Source organism: Nocardia sp. CDC519, assembly GCF_059509835.1.
Map to the genome: position 1 here is coordinate 6,351,102 of NZ_CM183377.1, position 15,546 is coordinate 6,366,647.

Annotated in this window: 32 protein-coding genes; 31 read left to right on the forward strand and 1 reads right to left on the reverse strand. The window is 67.9% G+C overall.

Going from position 1 to position 15,546, the window contains the following annotated elements:
* The first annotated feature begins 189 nt into the window (after nt 1–189).
* The 31 genes from AC5W7N_RS28990 to AC5W7N_RS29140 all read left to right on the forward strand — a co-directional run bounded on the left by AC5W7N_RS28990 (nt 190) and on the right by AC5W7N_RS29140 (nt 14,635).
* A complete protein-coding gene (locus AC5W7N_RS28990; protein ID WP_495922754.1) occupies nt 190–408 on the forward strand; it encodes a helix-turn-helix domain-containing protein in 219 nt (72 codons plus the stop codon).
* A complete protein-coding gene (locus tag AC5W7N_RS28995; RefSeq protein ID WP_495922756.1) occupies nt 405–1,241 on the forward strand; it encodes a phage antirepressor KilAC domain-containing protein in 837 nt (278 codons plus the stop codon). Before AC5W7N_RS28990 ends, AC5W7N_RS28995 begins: the two co-directional genes overlap by 4 nt.
* Nucleotides 1,234–1,767 (forward strand): hypothetical protein, encoded by a 534-nt coding sequence (locus AC5W7N_RS29000; protein ID WP_495922758.1) that lies wholly within the window; start codon nt 1,234–1,236, stop codon nt 1,765–1,767. The genes AC5W7N_RS28995 and AC5W7N_RS29000 overlap by 8 nt, the downstream gene beginning before the upstream one ends.
* Nucleotides 1,767–2,441, forward strand: a complete 675-nt coding sequence (locus AC5W7N_RS29005; RefSeq protein WP_495922760.1) for an ERF family protein — start codon at nt 1,767–1,769, stop codon at nt 2,439–2,441. The genes AC5W7N_RS29000 and AC5W7N_RS29005 overlap by 1 nt, the downstream gene beginning before the upstream one ends.
* A complete protein-coding gene (locus AC5W7N_RS29010; RefSeq protein WP_495922761.1) occupies nt 2,434–2,799 on the forward strand; it encodes a hypothetical protein in 366 nt (121 codons plus the stop codon). The genes AC5W7N_RS29005 and AC5W7N_RS29010 overlap by 8 nt, the downstream gene beginning before the upstream one ends.
* Nucleotides 2,799–3,128 (forward strand): HNH endonuclease, encoded by a 330-nt coding sequence (locus tag AC5W7N_RS29015; protein ID WP_495922763.1) that lies wholly within the window; start codon nt 2,799–2,801, stop codon nt 3,126–3,128. The genes AC5W7N_RS29010 and AC5W7N_RS29015 overlap by 1 nt, the downstream gene beginning before the upstream one ends.
* Before the next feature lie 96 nt (nt 3,129–3,224).
* Nucleotides 3,225–4,178: a helix-turn-helix domain-containing protein gene (locus AC5W7N_RS29020; RefSeq protein ID WP_495922765.1), complete on the forward strand. Its 954-nt coding sequence runs from the start codon at nt 3,225–3,227 to the stop codon at nt 4,176–4,178.
* Between the two features lie 153 nt (nt 4,179–4,331).
* Nucleotides 4,332–4,832: a hypothetical protein gene (locus tag AC5W7N_RS29025; protein WP_195019098.1), complete on the forward strand. Its 501-nt coding sequence runs from the start codon at nt 4,332–4,334 to the stop codon at nt 4,830–4,832.
* A gap of 3 nt (nt 4,833–4,835) precedes the next feature.
* Nucleotides 4,836–5,639: a hypothetical protein gene (locus AC5W7N_RS29030; RefSeq protein ID WP_495922767.1), complete on the forward strand. Its 804-nt coding sequence runs from the start codon at nt 4,836–4,838 to the stop codon at nt 5,637–5,639.
* Nucleotides 5,640–5,758: 119 nt separating this feature from the next.
* The gene (locus tag AC5W7N_RS29035; RefSeq protein WP_495922768.1) at nt 5,759–6,067 is read left to right on the forward strand and encodes a hypothetical protein; all 309 of its coding nucleotides are present in this window, start codon (nt 5,759–5,761) and stop codon (nt 6,065–6,067) included.
* The gene (locus tag AC5W7N_RS29040; protein ID WP_495922770.1) at nt 6,064–6,567 is read left to right on the forward strand and encodes a hypothetical protein; all 504 of its coding nucleotides are present in this window, start codon (nt 6,064–6,066) and stop codon (nt 6,565–6,567) included. The genes AC5W7N_RS29035 and AC5W7N_RS29040 overlap by 4 nt, the downstream gene beginning before the upstream one ends.
* A 139-nt stretch (nt 6,568–6,706) precedes the next feature.
* Nucleotides 6,707–7,081 carry a hypothetical protein gene (locus AC5W7N_RS29045; RefSeq protein WP_495922771.1) on the forward strand — a complete coding sequence of 125 codons (375 nt, stop codon included), beginning with the start codon at nt 6,707–6,709 and terminating at the stop codon, nt 7,079–7,081.
* Nucleotides 7,078–7,425, forward strand: coding sequence for a hypothetical protein (locus AC5W7N_RS29050; RefSeq protein WP_495922772.1), 348 nt, complete (start codon nt 7,078–7,080; stop codon nt 7,423–7,425). The genes AC5W7N_RS29045 and AC5W7N_RS29050 overlap by 4 nt, the downstream gene beginning before the upstream one ends.
* Entirely contained in the window at nt 7,403–7,804 is a 402-nt protein-coding gene (locus AC5W7N_RS29055) for a hypothetical protein (RefSeq protein WP_495922776.1), read from the forward strand. The genes AC5W7N_RS29050 and AC5W7N_RS29055 overlap by 23 nt, the downstream gene beginning before the upstream one ends.
* Complete coding sequence (locus tag AC5W7N_RS29060; protein ID WP_495922778.1) at nt 7,801–7,992, forward strand: hypothetical protein; 192 nt, start codon at nt 7,801–7,803, stop codon at nt 7,990–7,992. The genes AC5W7N_RS29055 and AC5W7N_RS29060 overlap by 4 nt, the downstream gene beginning before the upstream one ends.
* A 23-nt stretch (nt 7,993–8,015) precedes the next feature.
* Nucleotides 8,016–8,348 carry a hypothetical protein gene (locus AC5W7N_RS29065; RefSeq protein WP_495922780.1) on the forward strand — a complete coding sequence of 111 codons (333 nt, stop codon included), beginning with the start codon at nt 8,016–8,018 and terminating at the stop codon, nt 8,346–8,348.
* On the forward strand, nt 8,345–8,608 hold the full coding sequence (locus AC5W7N_RS29070) for a hypothetical protein (protein WP_495922782.1): 264 nt from the start codon (nt 8,345–8,347) through the stop codon (nt 8,606–8,608). Before AC5W7N_RS29065 ends, AC5W7N_RS29070 begins: the two co-directional genes overlap by 4 nt.
* The gene (locus AC5W7N_RS29075) at nt 8,605–9,021 is read left to right on the forward strand and encodes a hypothetical protein (protein WP_495922784.1); all 417 of its coding nucleotides are present in this window, start codon (nt 8,605–8,607) and stop codon (nt 9,019–9,021) included. The genes AC5W7N_RS29070 and AC5W7N_RS29075 overlap by 4 nt, the downstream gene beginning before the upstream one ends.
* Nucleotides 9,021–9,275: a hypothetical protein gene (locus AC5W7N_RS29080; protein WP_495922786.1), complete on the forward strand. Its 255-nt coding sequence runs from the start codon at nt 9,021–9,023 to the stop codon at nt 9,273–9,275. The genes AC5W7N_RS29075 and AC5W7N_RS29080 overlap by 1 nt, the downstream gene beginning before the upstream one ends.
* Complete coding sequence (locus AC5W7N_RS29085; RefSeq protein WP_495922788.1) at nt 9,268–9,549, forward strand: hypothetical protein; 282 nt, start codon at nt 9,268–9,270, stop codon at nt 9,547–9,549. The genes AC5W7N_RS29080 and AC5W7N_RS29085 overlap by 8 nt, the downstream gene beginning before the upstream one ends.
* Nucleotides 9,542–9,922 carry a hypothetical protein gene (locus AC5W7N_RS29090; protein ID WP_495922790.1) on the forward strand — a complete coding sequence of 127 codons (381 nt, stop codon included), beginning with the start codon at nt 9,542–9,544 and terminating at the stop codon, nt 9,920–9,922. The genes AC5W7N_RS29085 and AC5W7N_RS29090 overlap by 8 nt, the downstream gene beginning before the upstream one ends.
* Nucleotides 9,915–11,144 (forward strand): hypothetical protein, encoded by a 1,230-nt coding sequence (locus AC5W7N_RS29095; RefSeq protein WP_495922792.1) that lies wholly within the window; start codon nt 9,915–9,917, stop codon nt 11,142–11,144. Before AC5W7N_RS29090 ends, AC5W7N_RS29095 begins: the two co-directional genes overlap by 8 nt.
* On the forward strand, nt 11,137–11,784 hold the full coding sequence (locus AC5W7N_RS29100; protein ID WP_495922793.1) for a hypothetical protein: 648 nt from the start codon (nt 11,137–11,139) through the stop codon (nt 11,782–11,784). The genes AC5W7N_RS29095 and AC5W7N_RS29100 overlap by 8 nt, the downstream gene beginning before the upstream one ends.
* Nucleotides 11,781–12,506 carry a hypothetical protein gene (locus AC5W7N_RS29105; protein ID WP_495922795.1) on the forward strand — a complete coding sequence of 242 codons (726 nt, stop codon included), beginning with the start codon at nt 11,781–11,783 and terminating at the stop codon, nt 12,504–12,506. The genes AC5W7N_RS29100 and AC5W7N_RS29105 overlap by 4 nt, the downstream gene beginning before the upstream one ends.
* Nucleotides 12,507–12,610: 104 nt before the next feature.
* A complete protein-coding gene (locus tag AC5W7N_RS29110) occupies nt 12,611–12,880 on the forward strand; it encodes a hypothetical protein (protein WP_495922796.1) in 270 nt (89 codons plus the stop codon).
* Nucleotides 12,877–13,497 carry a metallophosphoesterase family protein gene (locus tag AC5W7N_RS29115; RefSeq protein WP_495922798.1) on the forward strand — a complete coding sequence of 207 codons (621 nt, stop codon included), beginning with the start codon at nt 12,877–12,879 and terminating at the stop codon, nt 13,495–13,497. The genes AC5W7N_RS29110 and AC5W7N_RS29115 overlap by 4 nt, the downstream gene beginning before the upstream one ends.
* Nucleotides 13,494–13,616 (forward strand): hypothetical protein, encoded by a 123-nt coding sequence (locus AC5W7N_RS29120; RefSeq protein WP_495922800.1) that lies wholly within the window; start codon nt 13,494–13,496, stop codon nt 13,614–13,616. The genes AC5W7N_RS29115 and AC5W7N_RS29120 overlap by 4 nt, the downstream gene beginning before the upstream one ends.
* Nucleotides 13,613–13,897, forward strand: a complete 285-nt coding sequence (locus AC5W7N_RS29125) for a hypothetical protein (RefSeq protein WP_495922802.1) — start codon at nt 13,613–13,615, stop codon at nt 13,895–13,897. The genes AC5W7N_RS29120 and AC5W7N_RS29125 overlap by 4 nt, the downstream gene beginning before the upstream one ends.
* Nucleotides 13,897–14,223 carry a hypothetical protein gene (locus AC5W7N_RS29130; protein WP_495922804.1) on the forward strand — a complete coding sequence of 109 codons (327 nt, stop codon included), beginning with the start codon at nt 13,897–13,899 and terminating at the stop codon, nt 14,221–14,223. The genes AC5W7N_RS29125 and AC5W7N_RS29130 overlap by 1 nt, the downstream gene beginning before the upstream one ends.
* Nucleotides 14,220–14,468, forward strand: coding sequence for a hypothetical protein (locus AC5W7N_RS29135; protein ID WP_495922805.1), 249 nt, complete (start codon nt 14,220–14,222; stop codon nt 14,466–14,468). Before AC5W7N_RS29130 ends, AC5W7N_RS29135 begins: the two co-directional genes overlap by 4 nt.
* Entirely contained in the window at nt 14,465–14,635 is a 171-nt protein-coding gene (locus tag AC5W7N_RS29140) for a hypothetical protein (protein WP_495922806.1), read from the forward strand. The genes AC5W7N_RS29135 and AC5W7N_RS29140 overlap by 4 nt, the downstream gene beginning before the upstream one ends.
* A 152-nt stretch (nt 14,636–14,787) precedes the next feature.
* Here AC5W7N_RS29140 and AC5W7N_RS29145 read toward each other — a convergent pair whose 3' ends face one another.
* Nucleotides 14,788–15,492 carry a DUF3800 domain-containing protein gene (locus AC5W7N_RS29145; protein ID WP_495922807.1) on the reverse strand — a complete coding sequence of 235 codons (705 nt, stop codon included), beginning with the start codon at nt 15,490–15,492 and terminating at the stop codon, nt 14,788–14,790.
* Nucleotides 15,493–15,546 lie beyond the last annotated feature (54 nt).

Genomic DNA, 15,546 nt, shown 5'->3' on the forward strand with positions numbered 1-15,546 from the left:
TCCCTCTACCAAAAAGAGCCGAGCAGGACCCCTTACCAATTGGACCGCACCGGCTGATGGCAGATTAACTCACGTGCCTACATGCTAGCAAGCTAGCAGCGCAGGTAGGCCATAGTGCTGGTTGGTTTCTGCCTACAGTCAGTTAGTTCGTCGTGTCCTGCTCCCTTTCTCGAAAGGGACAAACCGACCGTGTCGTATCTGACGAATAACGAGGCCGCCGAGATTATCGGCATCCATCCCGTTACCCTCACCCGCTGGCGAAACGAAGGCCGTGGCCCGAACTTTCAGCGGCTCGGTGATTCGCGCCGTCCGCGCATCCGCTACAACTCGCGTGATGTTCATGCGTGGATGAAGAAGTACAACATGGTCCCCGAGGCGGCGGCTGAGAAGTCGGGGGCTGTGGCATGACGCGCCCGTCGCTGGAGCACACCGACCCTCTGATCCCGTTCCGTTCGGGCGAGTTCGAGCTGGCCATCACACCGCACAGCGTCGACGGCTTCCACGTCCAGGCCCCCGGACTGGCGCGCGCGCTCGGGTTCCGAGACGCATACCGGCTGATGGAGTCGATACCAGATGGAGAGAAGGGGTACACGACAGCGTGTACCCCTGGCGGTGAGCAGCGCGTCGGCTACCTCACCGAGGCGGGATTCTATCGCGCGCTCGGGCAGCGTCAGCCCGCACGAATCAGCGACCCTGAAACCCGCGGCTCCGTCGAGCGGTTCCAGACGTGGGTGTACGGCACGGTGTTGCCGGAGATTCGGAAGACCGGCGGCTATGGTGCCCGCCCGGACGTAGCCGCGATCACCAAGGCCGATCTGGCAAAGATGGTCCTGGAATCCGAAGAAGAGAAGGCAATCATGGCCGCCGCGCTCGAATCGGCGGCCCCCGCCATCGCCTACCACGAGCGCTACGTCGCCAACGGTGACGCCGCCACCGTCAAGGCGTGGGGCGCCCAGTTCGGGCTCACCCAGAAGTCGGCCTACCAGCTGCTGCTGGACCGCAAGATCGTGTACCGATTCGAGATCGGCGAACGCTGGTCGAACAGCCAGCGGCGCAAGGTCCTCGAATACGAATACCGGGCGTACGCGAAGTACATCCCCTGGTTCGACCTGCGTCCCCAGCATGAGGCACCCCGGTACCACAACGGGCAGGTGCGCTCCACCCTCTACGTCCGCCAGGCCCACGCCCTGGACCTCGCCGCCAAATGCGGCCTCACCGTGCCGGAGGCTTCCCGTGCCTGACCTGACCGACATCGACACCGACGCTCTCGCCCTCCGCGCCACCGTGCTCGCCGACCTGCAACACGCGGTCGGCGAACAGGTCACCGAGCACCGCAAGGAGCTGGCCGGGCGGCTCAAGCGCGGCTCGAAAATCACCTCGTTCGATCCGCGTGACGAGACCCGCACACTCGGCACGGTCGGCATGACGAACCCGACCGCGCAGGCCCGCATCACCAACCGCGCCGAGTTCGAACGCTGGTGCCGTCTCAACTACCCCGACAAGGTGGAGCAGTGGGCTGAGTACGGCGATCCCGCCGAGGTGGCTGCCGTCCTGGCCGAGCACGCCCCGCACCTGCTGATCGTGCACCAGACGGTGCCCGGCGAGGTGGAAGAGCAGGCGCTGACACGGGCCGTCGCCGAGGACATCCCCGGCACTGAACGGTTCCTGCCGCGCTCGGTGCTGCAAGTCCGGCCGTCCAAGCACGCCCGCACGGTCGTGGACGAGCTGCTGGCCGCCATGCCGGGCCTGCCCGAGCTGGAGGCGTGATGAGCGACGACACGAAACCCACGGTGTTCGAAGCGTGGTCGCGGGTCATGGGCGCTGTCCAGGCCATCGGCAAGGGCGATTACAACTCGGACCAGCGGTTCCACTTTCGTGGGATCGACAAGGTGATGGATGCGGTGGGGCCGGTGCTGCGTGAGCACCAGGTGATCGTTGTCCCGACCGCCGAGGACATCACCACCGAGCGGTACGTCACCAAGCGCGACACCGCGATGAAGAACGCCGCCGTGCGGATGCGGTACACCGTCTACGGACCGGCCGGGGATTCGTTCTCCGGCGTCACCTACGGCGAAGCGGCTGACAGCGGCGACAAGGCCGTGGCGAAGGCCCAGAGCGTCGCCTACCGGGTATTCCTGTTGCAGGGGCTGACGATCCCCACGAACGAGCCGGACCCGGACACACACAGCCATGAGCGCGTGGCGGTGAACCCCGAAGCGCAGCAAGCGCGTGACGAGCTGGCCGAGCTGTGCGAACAACTGGACATCGCGCTCGGCAGGGCTGTGCAGGACTTCGCTGCCGCGAACGGTGGATTGGATATCCGCGAAGCGACCGACCCCGGCCCGATCCGGGCGTTGGCCGAGCGGTATCGGGTCGAGAAGGCCCCGCCCCCAGCCGAGGACACCGCGCACACCGACGAGCAGGAGCCCGCCGGTGAGTGACAGCACCGAGGCGTTCTCGCCGGTGCAGATCGAGCGGGCTATCCGGGACATCGCGAACCGGATAGCCAACTCGGTGCGGGTGTGCGCCGACCGCTACAGCGAATTCCTCACCGCCGACCGGCTCTACGACCGCGCCTACGCCCGCGCGTACATGGCCTACGAAGGCCCCCAGCACGAAAAGAAGTACGCCGCCGAGCTGGCGACCACCACCGAGCGGGAACAGCGCGACGTAGCCGATGCCAGCTACCGCTACGCCGACCGGCAGGCGAAGGCCCTGGAGAACGAACTACGCGCGCTGCAATCGTTGGGCGCCAGTGTGAGGCAGGCGTACGCGGTCGCGGGCAGGGGTGAGCAATGATGCCGATCACCGCGACCGAGGCGCGCCGCATCATCGACGGCCGGTGCGGCGGCCGCTGCGAACGCTGCGGGCAGGCCGGATACACGATCCACCACCGCCGCAAACGCTCCCAGGGCGGCACCTGGGACCCCTCAAACCTCCTCGCCCTCTGTGGATCCGGCACCACCGGCTGCCACGGCTGGGTCGAAGCCAACCCCACCAGCGCCACCGCGTTCGGGTTCTGGCTGCGCCACGGCCAGCACCCGCTCACCTCCCCGGTGTGGCTGTGGGGCCGCTGGGTCCTACTCGATGACGCCGGCGGTCTATGTGAGACCGAGCGGCCAGCATGACCACGGGCCAGGCGATCCGCTGGATTGCCTGGCCCGACCGATGTAATCCTTTACCCGTACGACGCATACGGCGTCACCCCCCGGATGGAGCCGGAATTGAGCAACGACGATATCGACGTCTCGGTCGATGTGCGGTTCGCGATGATCCCGTACTGGGTTCTCCTGCATGAGGAAATCAGCCCCATCGGCGTGCGCGTGTATGGGGTGATCCGCAAGCACGCCGACAACGAGACCGGCGTCGCTCGCCCGTCCCGCGCCACCCTCGCCCGCCTGTGCCGGGTCTCGGTGAAGACCATCGACCGGTGTCTGCGCGAGCTGGAAGCCGCGGGCGCGGTGGAGGTCCGGGGACGGTGGCGCACCATCGACAGCTCGTCGTTTCGGTCGGCGCCGGACGGCGAGCACGTGGTGCGCGCGCCGTCGCTGTATGTCGTGAAGTCGATCCCGCCGCCCCGCAAGGAGGGTAGGGACACCAATGTCCCTACCCCCGTGGGGACATCCGAGGGGGGTAGGGACACAGATGTCGCTACGGGTGGGGACACCAGTGACGCGGGGGTAGGGACACCAGTGACGCAGGAACTAGACCCTGTTGGTCTAGACCCAGAAGAACTAGAGGGGGGTTGCGTTACCGGGGTACCTCACGTGCGCGAGACCCCGCCTGTGGATAACCCCTCCCCCGAAATCGTCAGCGACCCCGATCCGGCCGCACCGCCGAACCCGTGGTGCCCCACCCACCCCGGCGGCACCGACGACCCGTGCGTCCCCTGCGGTGCCCAGCGCCGGGCCCGCGCCGACTGGGGAACCGCCCGCGCCAACGAACGCGCCGCCGCCCGCCGCGCCGAACTCGCTGCCCGCCACCGCGCCGAAGCGGCCCGTATCGCCGAATGCGGCATGTGCGACGACGACGGCTTCACCGGCCCCGGCCTGCGCTGCGTCCACGACCCCACCCTGATCGACACCGCCCGCCGTGGAGCTGCCCGCGTCCGCGCCGCCCTCGAAGCCATCGCCGCCCGCCGCGCCGAGACCCCCGAGCGGGAGCCCGCACCGGCATGAGCGAACTCACGGCCGACGAAATCGCCCAGCACGAGCAGCACTGCCGCCGCGGCTGGCTCACCCCGTGGTGGGCCGAACACCCCGCCCCCTGCCTCGTGTGCAAACCCCACCTACGCCGAACCCTCGATGAATCCGACGCCCGGAGGTGACACCGTGTCCGTGGTCCCACTGCACCAGCCCCGCTGGAACCCCGACGACCACCTCATCGACGCCGCCATAGCCGGCCGCGTCCGTGGCGCCGACCTCGAACCCTCCGACCGCGCATGGCTGGTCGCCCACCTCACCCACCGCGGCCACTCCAACGACGTCATCGCCGCCTGGCTGCGCTGCTCCAAACGCACCATCCAGCTGGTGCGCACCGAACCGGTCGCTGTCCTCACCACCAAACTCCTCGACGCCGAAGCCGCCGCCGAGCGGGCGGCGTCCCGCGCCCGGTCCGCCGCCGTCACCCCGGCCGCGCTGTCGGAGCTGGTGGCTCAGCTCGAGCACGCCAAGGCCGCCCGCGCCACCCTCATCGACCAGCTCGCCGAGATGCGCCGCCGCTGCGACACCCCATGCCCCGACCAGATCGTCATCATCCGCCCCACCAGCCGCCGACGCCGACCCCCGCAAGCGCCGTCGACCCTGCCCCTGTTCACCCTCGGAGAGAACTGACCAATGAGCACCAACGTCGCATCCCGCGCAATCCCGCGCGGCCGGAAACGATCCCAGTTCGAGCTACGCACCAAGTTCCCCGGCCTGCCCGGCTACCTCCCCGCCGAGCGAGTCCAAGCCCACCTGCGCGAACTCAACTCCTACGGCCTACCCGCCCGCTCCATCGCCCGCGACAGTGGACTCTGCGACTTCGCCGTCCGCCAGATCATCGACGGCCTGTACCCCACCATCCGCACACGCAACGCCGACGCCCTCCTGCGAGTCGGGTTCACCCCGAACGAACGCCAGCAACGCGTCCTCGCCATCGGCGCAACCCGGCGGGCGCGCGCACTCCAGGTGATCGGCTGGCCGCAAACCGAGATCGTCGCCGCCTCCACCCTCACCGCCGCACAGGTCGCCGCGCTCGTCCGCGCCCGCCGAACCCTCACCGACTGGGATGTGTGGAAAGCGATGCACGACACCTACGAACAGCTGTCGGGCACACCAGGACCGAGCAAGTCGGCACGCACCCGCGCCAAACGGCACGGCTGGGGGGCTCCGCTGGATTGGGAAGACCTCGACATCGATGACCCCCGCGTCACCCCCGAAACAGCCGAGGCCACATGGGCCGAACAACGCGCCCAGACCAAGGCCGAACGCATCGCCGAAGTGGCCCGGCTGACCGAGGCCGGCCTCAGCTCGCGGGAAATCGGCGAGCGGCTGGGTGTCACGCAGCGGCAGGTTGTCCGCGACCGACGCGAGGCGCAGACATCACCCGCATATAGCGGTAAGGACTTCGCGAGCGGAGACGACGAAATAGCTTGCTGAACAGCAGCATCCGCGCACTTCGGATTCTTTGACAACAATTCCATATCGGAGTATTCTCAAGGCTTGTACGGCGCGCACGGCGCCACCCACCGGAAAGGACCGGTCTCCCTATGCATTCCATGCATATCGATGCCGACACCGGCGTAAAGCTGGAACTGTCATCGGACGCTCAGTTCGCTCGAACCGCCTCGATCAGCGTGCGCGAGGACGACGAGATCACGCTGCGGGAACTGCGCGAACTCGTCGCTCGCTGCGCGGACATGAGCGAGGACGCGACCGTCACCGCGACCCAGATTGACCCCAAATCCAGTGTCCCCGTCCGGCGCTCCATTACCGCGCTGCACGTTCGCCATCGGGTCACCAACCTCATCGTCTGCCCCGGCGGCGACGCCTGCGTGTGCCACGACCAGGACGGAGCCGACCGGTGACCGCCCGGACCTGGCCGGAGTGCAAGCACTGCGACGAACAGCATCCTGTCGGCGACATCCTGCCCACGCTGCTCGAAACGTACGCACGGCGCATCGAGAGCGGCGAGCCGATCCCGGCGGGCGACCTCGAATCCCTCGTCACCATCGCCCGCTGCATCAACAGCCAGCTGTACGCCGTCCACGCCGACAACCACAACCTCGACCTGCGACTCCTCGAACTCCGCGCTGACCTCCGCGCGGCCCGCGAACTCCCGCAAGGCACCGTCACCGACAGCATGACCGAATGGGCGGTGCGGAAGCGCAACGGCGACATCATCGAATGCCTGGCCCCCGACCGCGCAGTGTCCCGGCTCGACAACATGGACGCCGTAGCCCGCGACCTCGGATACGACACCGCCGAGGCGGAAGTGGTGCACCGCACGATCAGCACCTACGCCGCCCCCTGGACGGCGATCCCGGCCAGCGAAGTCGAACAGCACCGCCCCGAACCCCCGCACTGATGGCCCGCCCGCTGCCGCCGTGGGACCTGTGCCGGTTATGCGGCGGCGGAGGCTGCCGCCACTGCGGCGACACCGGCGAAGTCGTCACAAGCGAAGACCACACCCACGGCTACTCACACGAGAACTGGCCCACACGCTGATGCCAATCCGACCCGAGAACCGCGGCCGCTACCCCGCCGACTGGAAAACCATCTCCCACAACATCCGCTTCGCCCGCGCCGCCGGACGCTGCGAATGCCTCGGCGAATGCGGACGCCCCACCGACCACCTCGCCGTCGACGGCCGATGCCGCAACCGGCACGGCCAACCCGCCCACGGCACCGGTTCCAGGGTCGTGCTCACCACCGCACACCTCGACCACACGCCGGAGAACTGCGACCCGGCCAACCTGCGCGCCATGTGCCAGGGATGCCACCTGCACTACGACCGCGACCACCACGCCCACACCGCCGCCACCACACGGCAATCCGACCTCGAAAGGACCCACCATCCGCTGTTCCCCCTGAACCCATGACCGGCCACGAACCCGCCGGGTTCCGGCGCCCCGTACGCGGCGGCACCGTCATCGGCCGCTGCAGCTGCGGCTACGACACCCGCCGCTACCACGACAGCCAGAAAACAGCGCGCCGCGAACTAGACCACCACATCGAAACCGCCACCGCGCCACCACCACCGGCTTGCCCGCACCCCGGCAAAACGAAGTTCCGAACCCAAGCCGCCGCCGAGCGCGCACGCGGCCGCACCTGGCAGAAGGGCCGCCCCGGCAGCCGACTCCCCACCCGCACCTACCAGTGCCGCTGCGGCTACTGGCACCTCACCAAGGAAGCGAAACGACATGACAACCCCCGTATCCGCTGACCTGAACCAGGTCATCGTCTCCGCCGTCCAAGCCCGCATCGAAGCCGAAGTCGCTGCCGCCCTCTCCGGCGACGAGGTGATCGGCAAATACGTCGCCGCCGCCCTCAACCAGCCAATCGAAGTCGGTCGCAACAGCTGGGACCGCCGCCAGACCACCTTCCTGCGCAACGTCATCGATGAAGCGCTGCGCGCGGCCACCAAGAACGCAGTGCAGCAGGCGATTGCCGAGGAACGCGAAGCCATCGAACGCGCCGTGCGGGCCGAACTCCGGGACCGCGTCGATGCTCTCGCGGTCCAGCTCGTCGGGTCGGCGGTCGAATCGGTCGAGAACCCGTACGGCATCAAAGTCGAACTCCAGTACCCGAAGCGCGACTCGTGACCGGCCATCGCGACACGGCCGCCGGGCTCGTCGGCTCGCTCCACGTCCTCGCCTCGACCGGCCGCGTCCTCCCCCTCGATGAGCGGAACGCCGCCGGTGTCCTGGCCCAGGTCGCCGCCGTCCACGCCCTCATCGCCATCGCCGACCGGCTCGCCGAGCTTGTCGCACACACCAACCCCGACCAGTAGCCAGCCACAGAAAGCCGAACGCCATGCCCGAACAGCACACGATGCGGATGCACTCACCCAGCCAGCGCGTCCGACTCGAAATCGACCATAACCCCGACACCGACGCCGCCGCCCTCGCCACCGAGGTCTCCGACATGCTCGGCGTCGCCGCCGCCATCTACCTCCCCGACAAGCCGACACCGGCCGCCCCGGCACCCGGCCGCGTCCTCGACATCACCACCCCCAACGGATTCGCCACCGTATCCGTGCGCGCATGGGACGCCGTCGACCGCGAACTCGCCATGCGAGACCTCCGCGAACTTGTCGCCTCCCTCGTCCAGGCGTTCCCGGAACTCGCCCCAGCGGTGACCGCATGAAATACCTCGCCCTCCCCCTCACCGGCCTGGTCGTCTCCGCTGCCCTGGTCCTCGCCACCCCATGGCCCACCGCGGCCGCCAGCATCGCCGCCGTCGTCGTGTTCGGCGTCCTGGTCGCATTCATCCTCGGATACACCGCCGGCCGAATCGAATCCACCAGCGACCGCACCGTGCACGCACCGATCACGATCGCGACGGAGGATGCCGAGCGGTACGCCGACCTCCGCGACCTCCTCGCCATGGAGGGCAGCCAGCCATGAGCCTGCGACTGTTCCACGGCGGTATCCCCGGCCTCCGGCCCGGCGACCTCATCGAACCCGGCCACGAACGCAACCCGCACCCCGGCTGCCCCTGGTGCGAAGCCCGCGCCCGCGGCGAGGCCCACCACGGCATCGACGGCCCCAGCCAACACCCCGACCGCGTGTACGCCACCACCAGCCGCATCTACGCACTGCACTATGCCAGCCTCTACGGCCGCGGCGACCTCTACCGCGTCAACCCAGTCGGCGAACTGGAGCGCTCCACCGAGGACACCATCGAAACCTGGACCGCCCCAGCGTTCCGGGTCGCGGCTGTCCTCGACCGCGCCGTGCTGCTCACCCCCAGCCAGCGGCGGCGCTTGTTCCGGGAGTGGACCGCCGCCGACCACGCCGCGCACGCGGGAGCCCACTGATGTCGACCCCCACACGGATCGTCCGGCTCACCAGGAAACAGCCACCGACCAGCCCGGCCACAAGCCCCGACGTGTGCCCGGTCTGCGGCGCGGTGATCGGGAACTGGGAGCAGCACGCCTTGTACCACACCAAGACCGACCAGTGGGCCGACCGGATGAACACCTCGCTGCTCAGCCTCATCAACGGGCTGCGCATCCTCGCCGGCCTCGACACCGACACCCCAACTCCCGAGGAGGACAGCCCCCATGCCTGAACCCCGCACCAGCATCACCACCGCCAAAGGCGAAACCGTCCGCATCGGCGACCGCTTCCGCGACCGCCGCAACTCCAACGTCCGCACCCTCCAGGTCACCGGCATCGGTGTCGATGACCGCATCGAATGCACCGTGATCCGCCAGGAATACGAGGGCGTCGTCACGAAGCCGATGCGGCTCACCTACACCACCGCCGAGCGGCTCACCGGCCGCGATTTCGTGGCGTTGCCCGCGGTCGAGGTCGCACTCGAGGACGGGGCCAGCGATGTCTGACCGCTACCGCAAGAAGCCCGTCGAAATCACTGCCACCCAGTGGTTCAAGAACGGCGACCACCCGGCCGATTACACCGGCGACATCGTCGACCCGGTCAGTGCGGTCCTGCACACCGCCCAGTATCGACGCGAGCAGGGTTGGGAGGGCGAGGTGGTGCGCTACTACCGCCACCCCGATGTGCCTGGCGACAAGGCATGCCAGCACTGCGGTCGGATCATGAACGACCACGGTTGGATCGACACCCTCGAAGGCGGGCACATCGTCTGTCCAGGCGATTACGTGATCACCGGCGTGAAGGGCGAACGGTACCCGTGCAAACCCGACATCTTCGCCGCCACCTACGAGCCGGTGGAGGCGCAGACCAATGCCTGACCAGACTGCCGTCCCGACCTATGCAGAGCTGATGGACCGGGCAATCCGGGCCGAGGAGAAGATCGTTCGCCTGATCTCGGACGCTGAACGCACCGAGGAGCTGCTGACCGATGAGCGCGACCGGGCCCGTGCCCGCATCGCCGAGCTGGAGGCCGAGCGGGAACGCGACCGCAAGGCCCTCGACACGCTCACACGGATGGCGAATCGGGCTGGAGAGTTCTACGGGACCATCTGCGCGCTGATCGATGCCGACCCCGAGGATGCCGGGATGTTGCCGTCGGTAGCCGATCAAGTAGCAACCGAGCACCGCGGCCTCCGCGCCCGCGTAGCCGAGCTGGAGGCCGACCACGCTGAAATCAACGCACTGAGCCGCGACCTCGCGGCCAAGCGCAGCGACTTCGATGCAGCGTGCCGCCACCTGGGAGAAGCCCGCGAGCGCATCGCCGAGCTTGAGGCTGACCACGCCCGTCTGGTCGAGGACGTGGCATCGACCGTGCGCAGGTTCAGCGCGACCCTGGATGAGCGGGACGCCCTGCGCGCCCGCGTCACCGAGCTGGAAGATCAGGTCGCCGTGCTGGCCGACGCCGAGATGGAGCGCGCACGTCTGTCGCTCTACGCCCGTAACGCCCGCCGCACCATCACGACCCTGCGGGAGTCCCGCCGGCACTGGCAGCACCGCGTCGCCGAGCTGGAGGCCGAGCGGGATCGCAACGCCGTCGACCCTGAGGCGGTCGCCGACGAATTCGGAATCCAGGGGCTCACGGTTGAGGACGGCGTGGCCACCCTCACCACCGCCCCAACCACCGAGGGGGCGCGGGACCTCGTGCTCGCCATGAGCCTCGCTCTCGGGAAGATGCTCGACGACGACCAGGCCACGAACTACGTGGAAACCGAGATCAAGAAGGCCGGGCGCCCGGCCTACGTGCTGAATGTCCGTCGGGCTATGGGGCAGACGCCGCACGAACTGCGCCGCGCCGCTGAAGCTCGCGTCGCCGAGCTGGAGGCGCAGCAGGGTGAGTTGGTCAGCCTCGGCGCCGCCGAAGTCGATCCGTGGCTGAACGTACACGCGGTCGTCGAGCAGGCGATCCGCAAGGCCAAACAGCCGATAGAGGACCGCGACGGCAACCCGGTCTACTCCCGCGACAACCTCACCGAAGCGATCCGGCTGCTCATCGCCGCGATCAACAAGCTCGACCTGTGCGAGGAGGCCAGCCGTGGCTGACGTGACGCCTTCCCTCGATGAATTCCGCCGCGCCTACGCCGCAGACGACAACGAATGGTGGCGTTTGGAGTGCGGGCACCACATGAACCTGTTCGATGCCGCGCTCGAAGCGCTCGACGCCGCCCGCGCCCGTATCGCCGAGCTGGAGGCGCAGCAGCCTTACCGCGAGGTGCGGTCCGACGAGGTCGCGCCCGGCGGGATGGTGTGCGGAACCTGCGGGGTGCCGGTGGAGTCGGAGCCGTGTCCGAAGCACGCGCCGGCGGAGGATCCCCAGCTCTGCGACTGCGGGACATGCCAGGCGATCGCCTCGGCCCGTGCCACGTCGGCGATGGCGAGTGACCGGGAGACCTTGGCCGACCTGATCTTCTGGGAGTTCGACCGCGACAAGACCGAGCCCGACGACATCGCGGCCGCGATCCTCGCCGCTGGCTGGCGTCCACCCGCCCGCGTCATCGAGACCGACGCCGAGCTGAACGACGCACCGCCCGGCATCGTCGTGCGCGCGAAAGACGGCACGATCGCCGCTCGATACGACCGGATTCACGGAGTTGTGTTTGGGGACGACCGGCCGTTCCCATGGTCCGTCTTGCGGGCGCCCGCTGCCGTGGTGTGGGAGCCCGAGCAGGAGGCCCAGCGGTGAGCGCCGAACAGAGCCATCCACTGAGCTGGTACCGAACCATGGACCACCGATTTGCCACCAACCGGTTCGGGTTCCCTGACCACCCCGGCAAGGGCCAGCAGTGGACCGCGTTCGACGGGTCCGCGTGGACATTCGACCTCACGGGCACCGGGAACTGGGAACTCGCCAGCTACCCGCCTGATTCGCAGCATGAGCGGCCGGCACATGGATGCCCACCACCCGAAGGCGAACCCGGCGCGCCGGGCTACGTGGTCGGGTACATCGCTGAACTCGATGACGACACCGAAGGCCCCCAGTTAGTGGAGTGGTCCGGCGATGTCCACGAAACATGGGAGGACGCCCACACCGTGTGGAAGGAAGCCCAGAACTGGCGGCGCGGCTGGCGCTTGTACTCGCTCACCGACATGACCGAGAAGCCGAAGCGGCGGCGGGTTGACATCGAGAACGAGAACGCCGAACTCGACCAGATTCGTGAGCGGCTGCTGAAGGAACGCGACGCCTACCGACGTGCCCTGAGCCAGGTGTTCGCCGAGCACCAGCCGATGGCTGTCGAGTCCCTCGGCGGCCCCGGTCTGCAATTGCGTTGCCGCCGATGCCACACCGACGAACACCACACCGTGGCGCATGACAACCACATGCTGTGGCCCTGCCCCACCATCGCGCCGTTCGTCACCTACGCCGCCCCAACCTCCCCCGAACCCACCCCTGACCAGGAGAAGTAATCCATGGACCTGCGCACCCTCATCACGTACCTGCTGTGCCACCCCATCGGCACCCTCGAACAACCCATCCCCACCATCTACGAAACCCCCATCGAAGTGTGGACGTGGTGAACCCGGTTCCCGCCCAGCAGGTCACCGTCAACCTGGCCGAACGCACCCTGCTCGTGGACGGGAAACCGTTCCCGTGGCAGATCACCAGCGACGGCCCGTCCATCGGCGGCCTGGGCCACAAGCTGCGAAAGGTGACCATCACCCTGCTCGCCCACAGCATCACCGTCATCCCTGAAAACAACGAACCCACCGCAGACAGCGGGGAGCTCCCGCCGCCACCGCCCACCCCGCCGGCGCCGAAACCGGGGCAGGGTGCCCGATGACCGATATCTGGTTCACGGCCGATCTGCACCTCGGCCACATCAACATCGCCGCGCACCGGGGATTCACCTCCACCGAGTACCACGACCGCGCCATCGCGGACCGATGGGACGCCGCCGTCCGCCCCGGCGATCAGGTGTGGGTCCTTGGCGATATCTCCCTCGGCCGCAAGGGCGCACCGGCGGCGCTGGAATGGGTCGCGGCCCGGCCGGGCATCAAGCACCTGATCCCCGGCAACCACGACCCTTGCCACCCGATGCACTCGACGGCGCACAAATACCAGCGCGCCTACCTCGAGGTGTTCGAGTCGGTGCAGCAGTCGGCGGTCCGCAAGCTCGACGGCCACCGGGTCCTGTTGTCGCACTTCCCGTTCGAGGGCGACCACACCGACATCCCCCGATACCCCGAATACCGGTTCCCGGACACCGGGCAGTGGCTGCTGCACGGGCACACCCACTCACCGATCAAGCAGCGCGGTCGCCAGCTGCACGTCGGTGTGGATGCCCACGACCTGGCCCCGGTGCCGCTGTCGTGGGTGCGGGACCGCATCAGCCAGGGCGTTGCCCAGTGGGAAGCGCAGGCAATCACCGCCGCGATCACTGCCGGAGGCACCGCATGAACACAACCACGCGCACCCCGTTCCTCAACTCCCTCGCCCGCGCACAGCAGACCGGTGCCCAAGGGCGCGGCGAAATCAGGTTCGCCCACCTCGAAACGAAGGACACCACGCGATCATGAGCAGAGGCCAGCTGCCCCGCCGCCCCTGGTACTTCCCGCGCATGAAGGACCGCGGCGCGCACCGCCGGAACCGTCGCAGCCTCCAGCTGCTCCGCGAGTTCGCCGAGTCGACGCACGAACAGCCCTACAGCTACGGCGGCATCATCCCGCCCACCAAACCGATACGCGTGGTCATCCCTGTCGATGAATGCGTCCTCGTGCCCGCCCGTGGATGGGCCTGCGCCCGCACCGATCCCGCCCACCGCGCCGCCGCCCACCCCACCAACCCAGGAACCCCATAATGACCAGCATCCTCCGCACCTTCGCCACCCTCGCACTCCTCGCCGGCCTGCTCGCCTGGCTGTGGACCGGCGAATGGCGGTACGCCGTCACCGGCCTCATCGTCCTGATCATCGCCGGGCTATCCATCCCCCACCTGCCCCAACCCCCGGAGTCCGGCAAGCTCGAATTCACCGCCGTCACGACCAGGACCGGAACCCGCGTCGCCTGCGACAACTGCGCCGAAGTGCTGCACGACGGGCCGCCCCTGGACCCCAACGACATCCGGACAATGATGCTCGCCCACCACGACAACTGCACCGAGCACAACTGCGGAGACCACCGATGAGCCACCAACCCGAGTTCGATCCTGAACGCCTCAACCAGGCCATGGAAAACCTGCGCAATGCTGCCATCAACACGGGCCACACGCTCACGGTCCAGGCCGCGATGGGTTGGGTTATGCGCGGCGACCTGCCCAAAGCCTGCGAAAGCCTCCAACGCCTCCCCGCTGACAAGCTTCTCGAGGTATCCGCCGCCGCAGCGGCTTTGTCGAGCCTCGCCGACGAACTCGCCACCGGGACAGGGCAGTGACAGAACCCCGCGACGAGATAGACGAACTGGTGGACTGGCAGCTGGAGAAGGGCCGCCGACGCGGCCTCTACCCACCGCACGGCCAACGCCCACCCACGAAGCAGCCGAAACAGTGGTGGGCCACGGTCTCCGACCGAATCGCCGCCATCCTCGAACCCCGCCGATAACGACCGCGCTGCGAGGCTCACCACAGGTACGCAAATGTGACCCTAGTCACGCCGAACATGGGCTACCCTACTCGTAGGACATCCTCACTGGAGGATTCCCACCGGCCTTCGACCCCGCCAGCGAGCGGGGTCGTCGTGCATCTAGGCCCAGGTCAGAACGGCCAGAAGCGTTGCGCGCCTCGACTGCGAATCGGCGCCAGCGAATCCCAGAACCGCTCATAGACAGCACGGCTCTTCTCATTCTGCGGCGGGAACCGCTGCTTATTCAGGACGTACGTAGCCATGTCGACGGCCTGCACCATGCGACTGTGGCACGACGGCGCGAAGTGCAGCGTGTCCGCGATCCGCTCAAGCTTCGACGGTTGCCACCCGCCGGTCCCGTAGGTTCGGTAGTGCTGCAACTTCTTTCGGTACACGTCCCGGTTCTGCACGTCATCGCAGATGCACAGCGCGTACTGATTCGATTCGCTGGCACGCGCATTGATCAGCTCCAGCAAGAACTTCAACGCCCAATCATGCGGGTCATTCTGGTCGCCCCAGTTCACCCGGTTCTCCATCAGCGCACCCCGGAACCATGCCAGGTCCGGCGCGGACCGAATCACCTCGATCGTGTCTTCGTACACGCCGATCCGGGCACGCAGCTTCTCCTTCATCGGCGCCCAGTGGCCAGACCCATCAGCGAGTTCGTAGCCATGCAGCTCGGCGTCCTCGGGTACACCGAACTTCTTGACCGCATCAGCCACGACAGCGTCCAGACCTGCACTGATCGCGGGAATCGAATCCCCTGGGCAGACCAGCGCGGAGATCCAGAATTCCTCACCGCGGCGATAGGTTTCATCAATGTATGCCAGCAGCACCACTCGACATTAGACCTGCCGCCCAACAAAGACCATGTGCCATCGACGGGCCCT

Excerpts from the sequence above, each read along its gene's own strand:
- AC5W7N_RS29085 (WP_495922788.1), top strand. The coding sequence starts at position 9,268 with ATGCCTGAACCCCGCACCAGCATCACCACCGCCAAAGGCGAAACCGTC.
- AC5W7N_RS29120 (WP_495922800.1), top strand. The coding sequence starts at position 13,494 with ATGAACACAACCACGCGCACCCCGTTCCTCAACTCCCTCGCCCGCGCA.
- AC5W7N_RS29045 (WP_495922771.1), top strand. The coding sequence starts at position 6,707 with ATGCCAATCCGACCCGAGAACCGCGGCCGCTACCCCGCCGACTGGAAA.
- AC5W7N_RS29090 (WP_495922790.1), top strand. The coding sequence starts at position 9,542 with ATGTCTGACCGCTACCGCAAGAAGCCCGTCGAAATCACTGCCACCCAG.
- AC5W7N_RS29070 (WP_495922782.1), top strand. The coding sequence starts at position 8,345 with ATGAAATACCTCGCCCTCCCCCTCACCGGCCTGGTCGTCTCCGCTGCC.
- AC5W7N_RS29015 (WP_495922763.1), top strand. The coding sequence starts at position 2,799 with ATGCCGATCACCGCGACCGAGGCGCGCCGCATCATCGACGGCCGGTGC.
- AC5W7N_RS29135 (WP_495922805.1), top strand. The coding sequence starts at position 14,220 with ATGAGCCACCAACCCGAGTTCGATCCTGAACGCCTCAACCAGGCCATG.
- AC5W7N_RS29035 (WP_495922768.1), top strand. The coding sequence starts at position 5,759 with ATGCATATCGATGCCGACACCGGCGTAAAGCTGGAACTGTCATCGGAC.
- AC5W7N_RS29095 (WP_495922792.1), top strand. The coding sequence starts at position 9,915 with ATGCCTGACCAGACTGCCGTCCCGACCTATGCAGAGCTGATGGACCGG.
- AC5W7N_RS29115 (WP_495922798.1), top strand. The coding sequence starts at position 12,877 with ATGACCGATATCTGGTTCACGGCCGATCTGCACCTCGGCCACATCAAC.
- AC5W7N_RS29075 (WP_495922784.1), top strand. The coding sequence starts at position 8,605 with ATGAGCCTGCGACTGTTCCACGGCGGTATCCCCGGCCTCCGGCCCGGC.
- AC5W7N_RS28995 (WP_495922756.1), top strand. The coding sequence starts at position 405 with ATGACGCGCCCGTCGCTGGAGCACACCGACCCTCTGATCCCGTTCCGT.
- AC5W7N_RS29005 (WP_495922760.1), top strand. The coding sequence starts at position 1,767 with ATGAGCGACGACACGAAACCCACGGTGTTCGAAGCGTGGTCGCGGGTC.
- AC5W7N_RS29055 (WP_495922776.1), top strand. The coding sequence starts at position 7,403 with ATGACAACCCCCGTATCCGCTGACCTGAACCAGGTCATCGTCTCCGCC.
- AC5W7N_RS29065 (WP_495922780.1), top strand. The coding sequence starts at position 8,016 with ATGCCCGAACAGCACACGATGCGGATGCACTCACCCAGCCAGCGCGTC.
- AC5W7N_RS29030 (WP_495922767.1), top strand. The coding sequence starts at position 4,836 with ATGAGCACCAACGTCGCATCCCGCGCAATCCCGCGCGGCCGGAAACGA.
- AC5W7N_RS29130 (WP_495922804.1), top strand. The coding sequence starts at position 13,897 with ATGACCAGCATCCTCCGCACCTTCGCCACCCTCGCACTCCTCGCCGGC.
- AC5W7N_RS29050 (WP_495922772.1), top strand. The coding sequence starts at position 7,078 with ATGACCGGCCACGAACCCGCCGGGTTCCGGCGCCCCGTACGCGGCGGC.
- AC5W7N_RS29080 (WP_495922786.1), top strand. The coding sequence starts at position 9,021 with ATGTCGACCCCCACACGGATCGTCCGGCTCACCAGGAAACAGCCACCG.
- AC5W7N_RS29125 (WP_495922802.1), top strand. The coding sequence starts at position 13,613 with ATGAGCAGAGGCCAGCTGCCCCGCCGCCCCTGGTACTTCCCGCGCATG.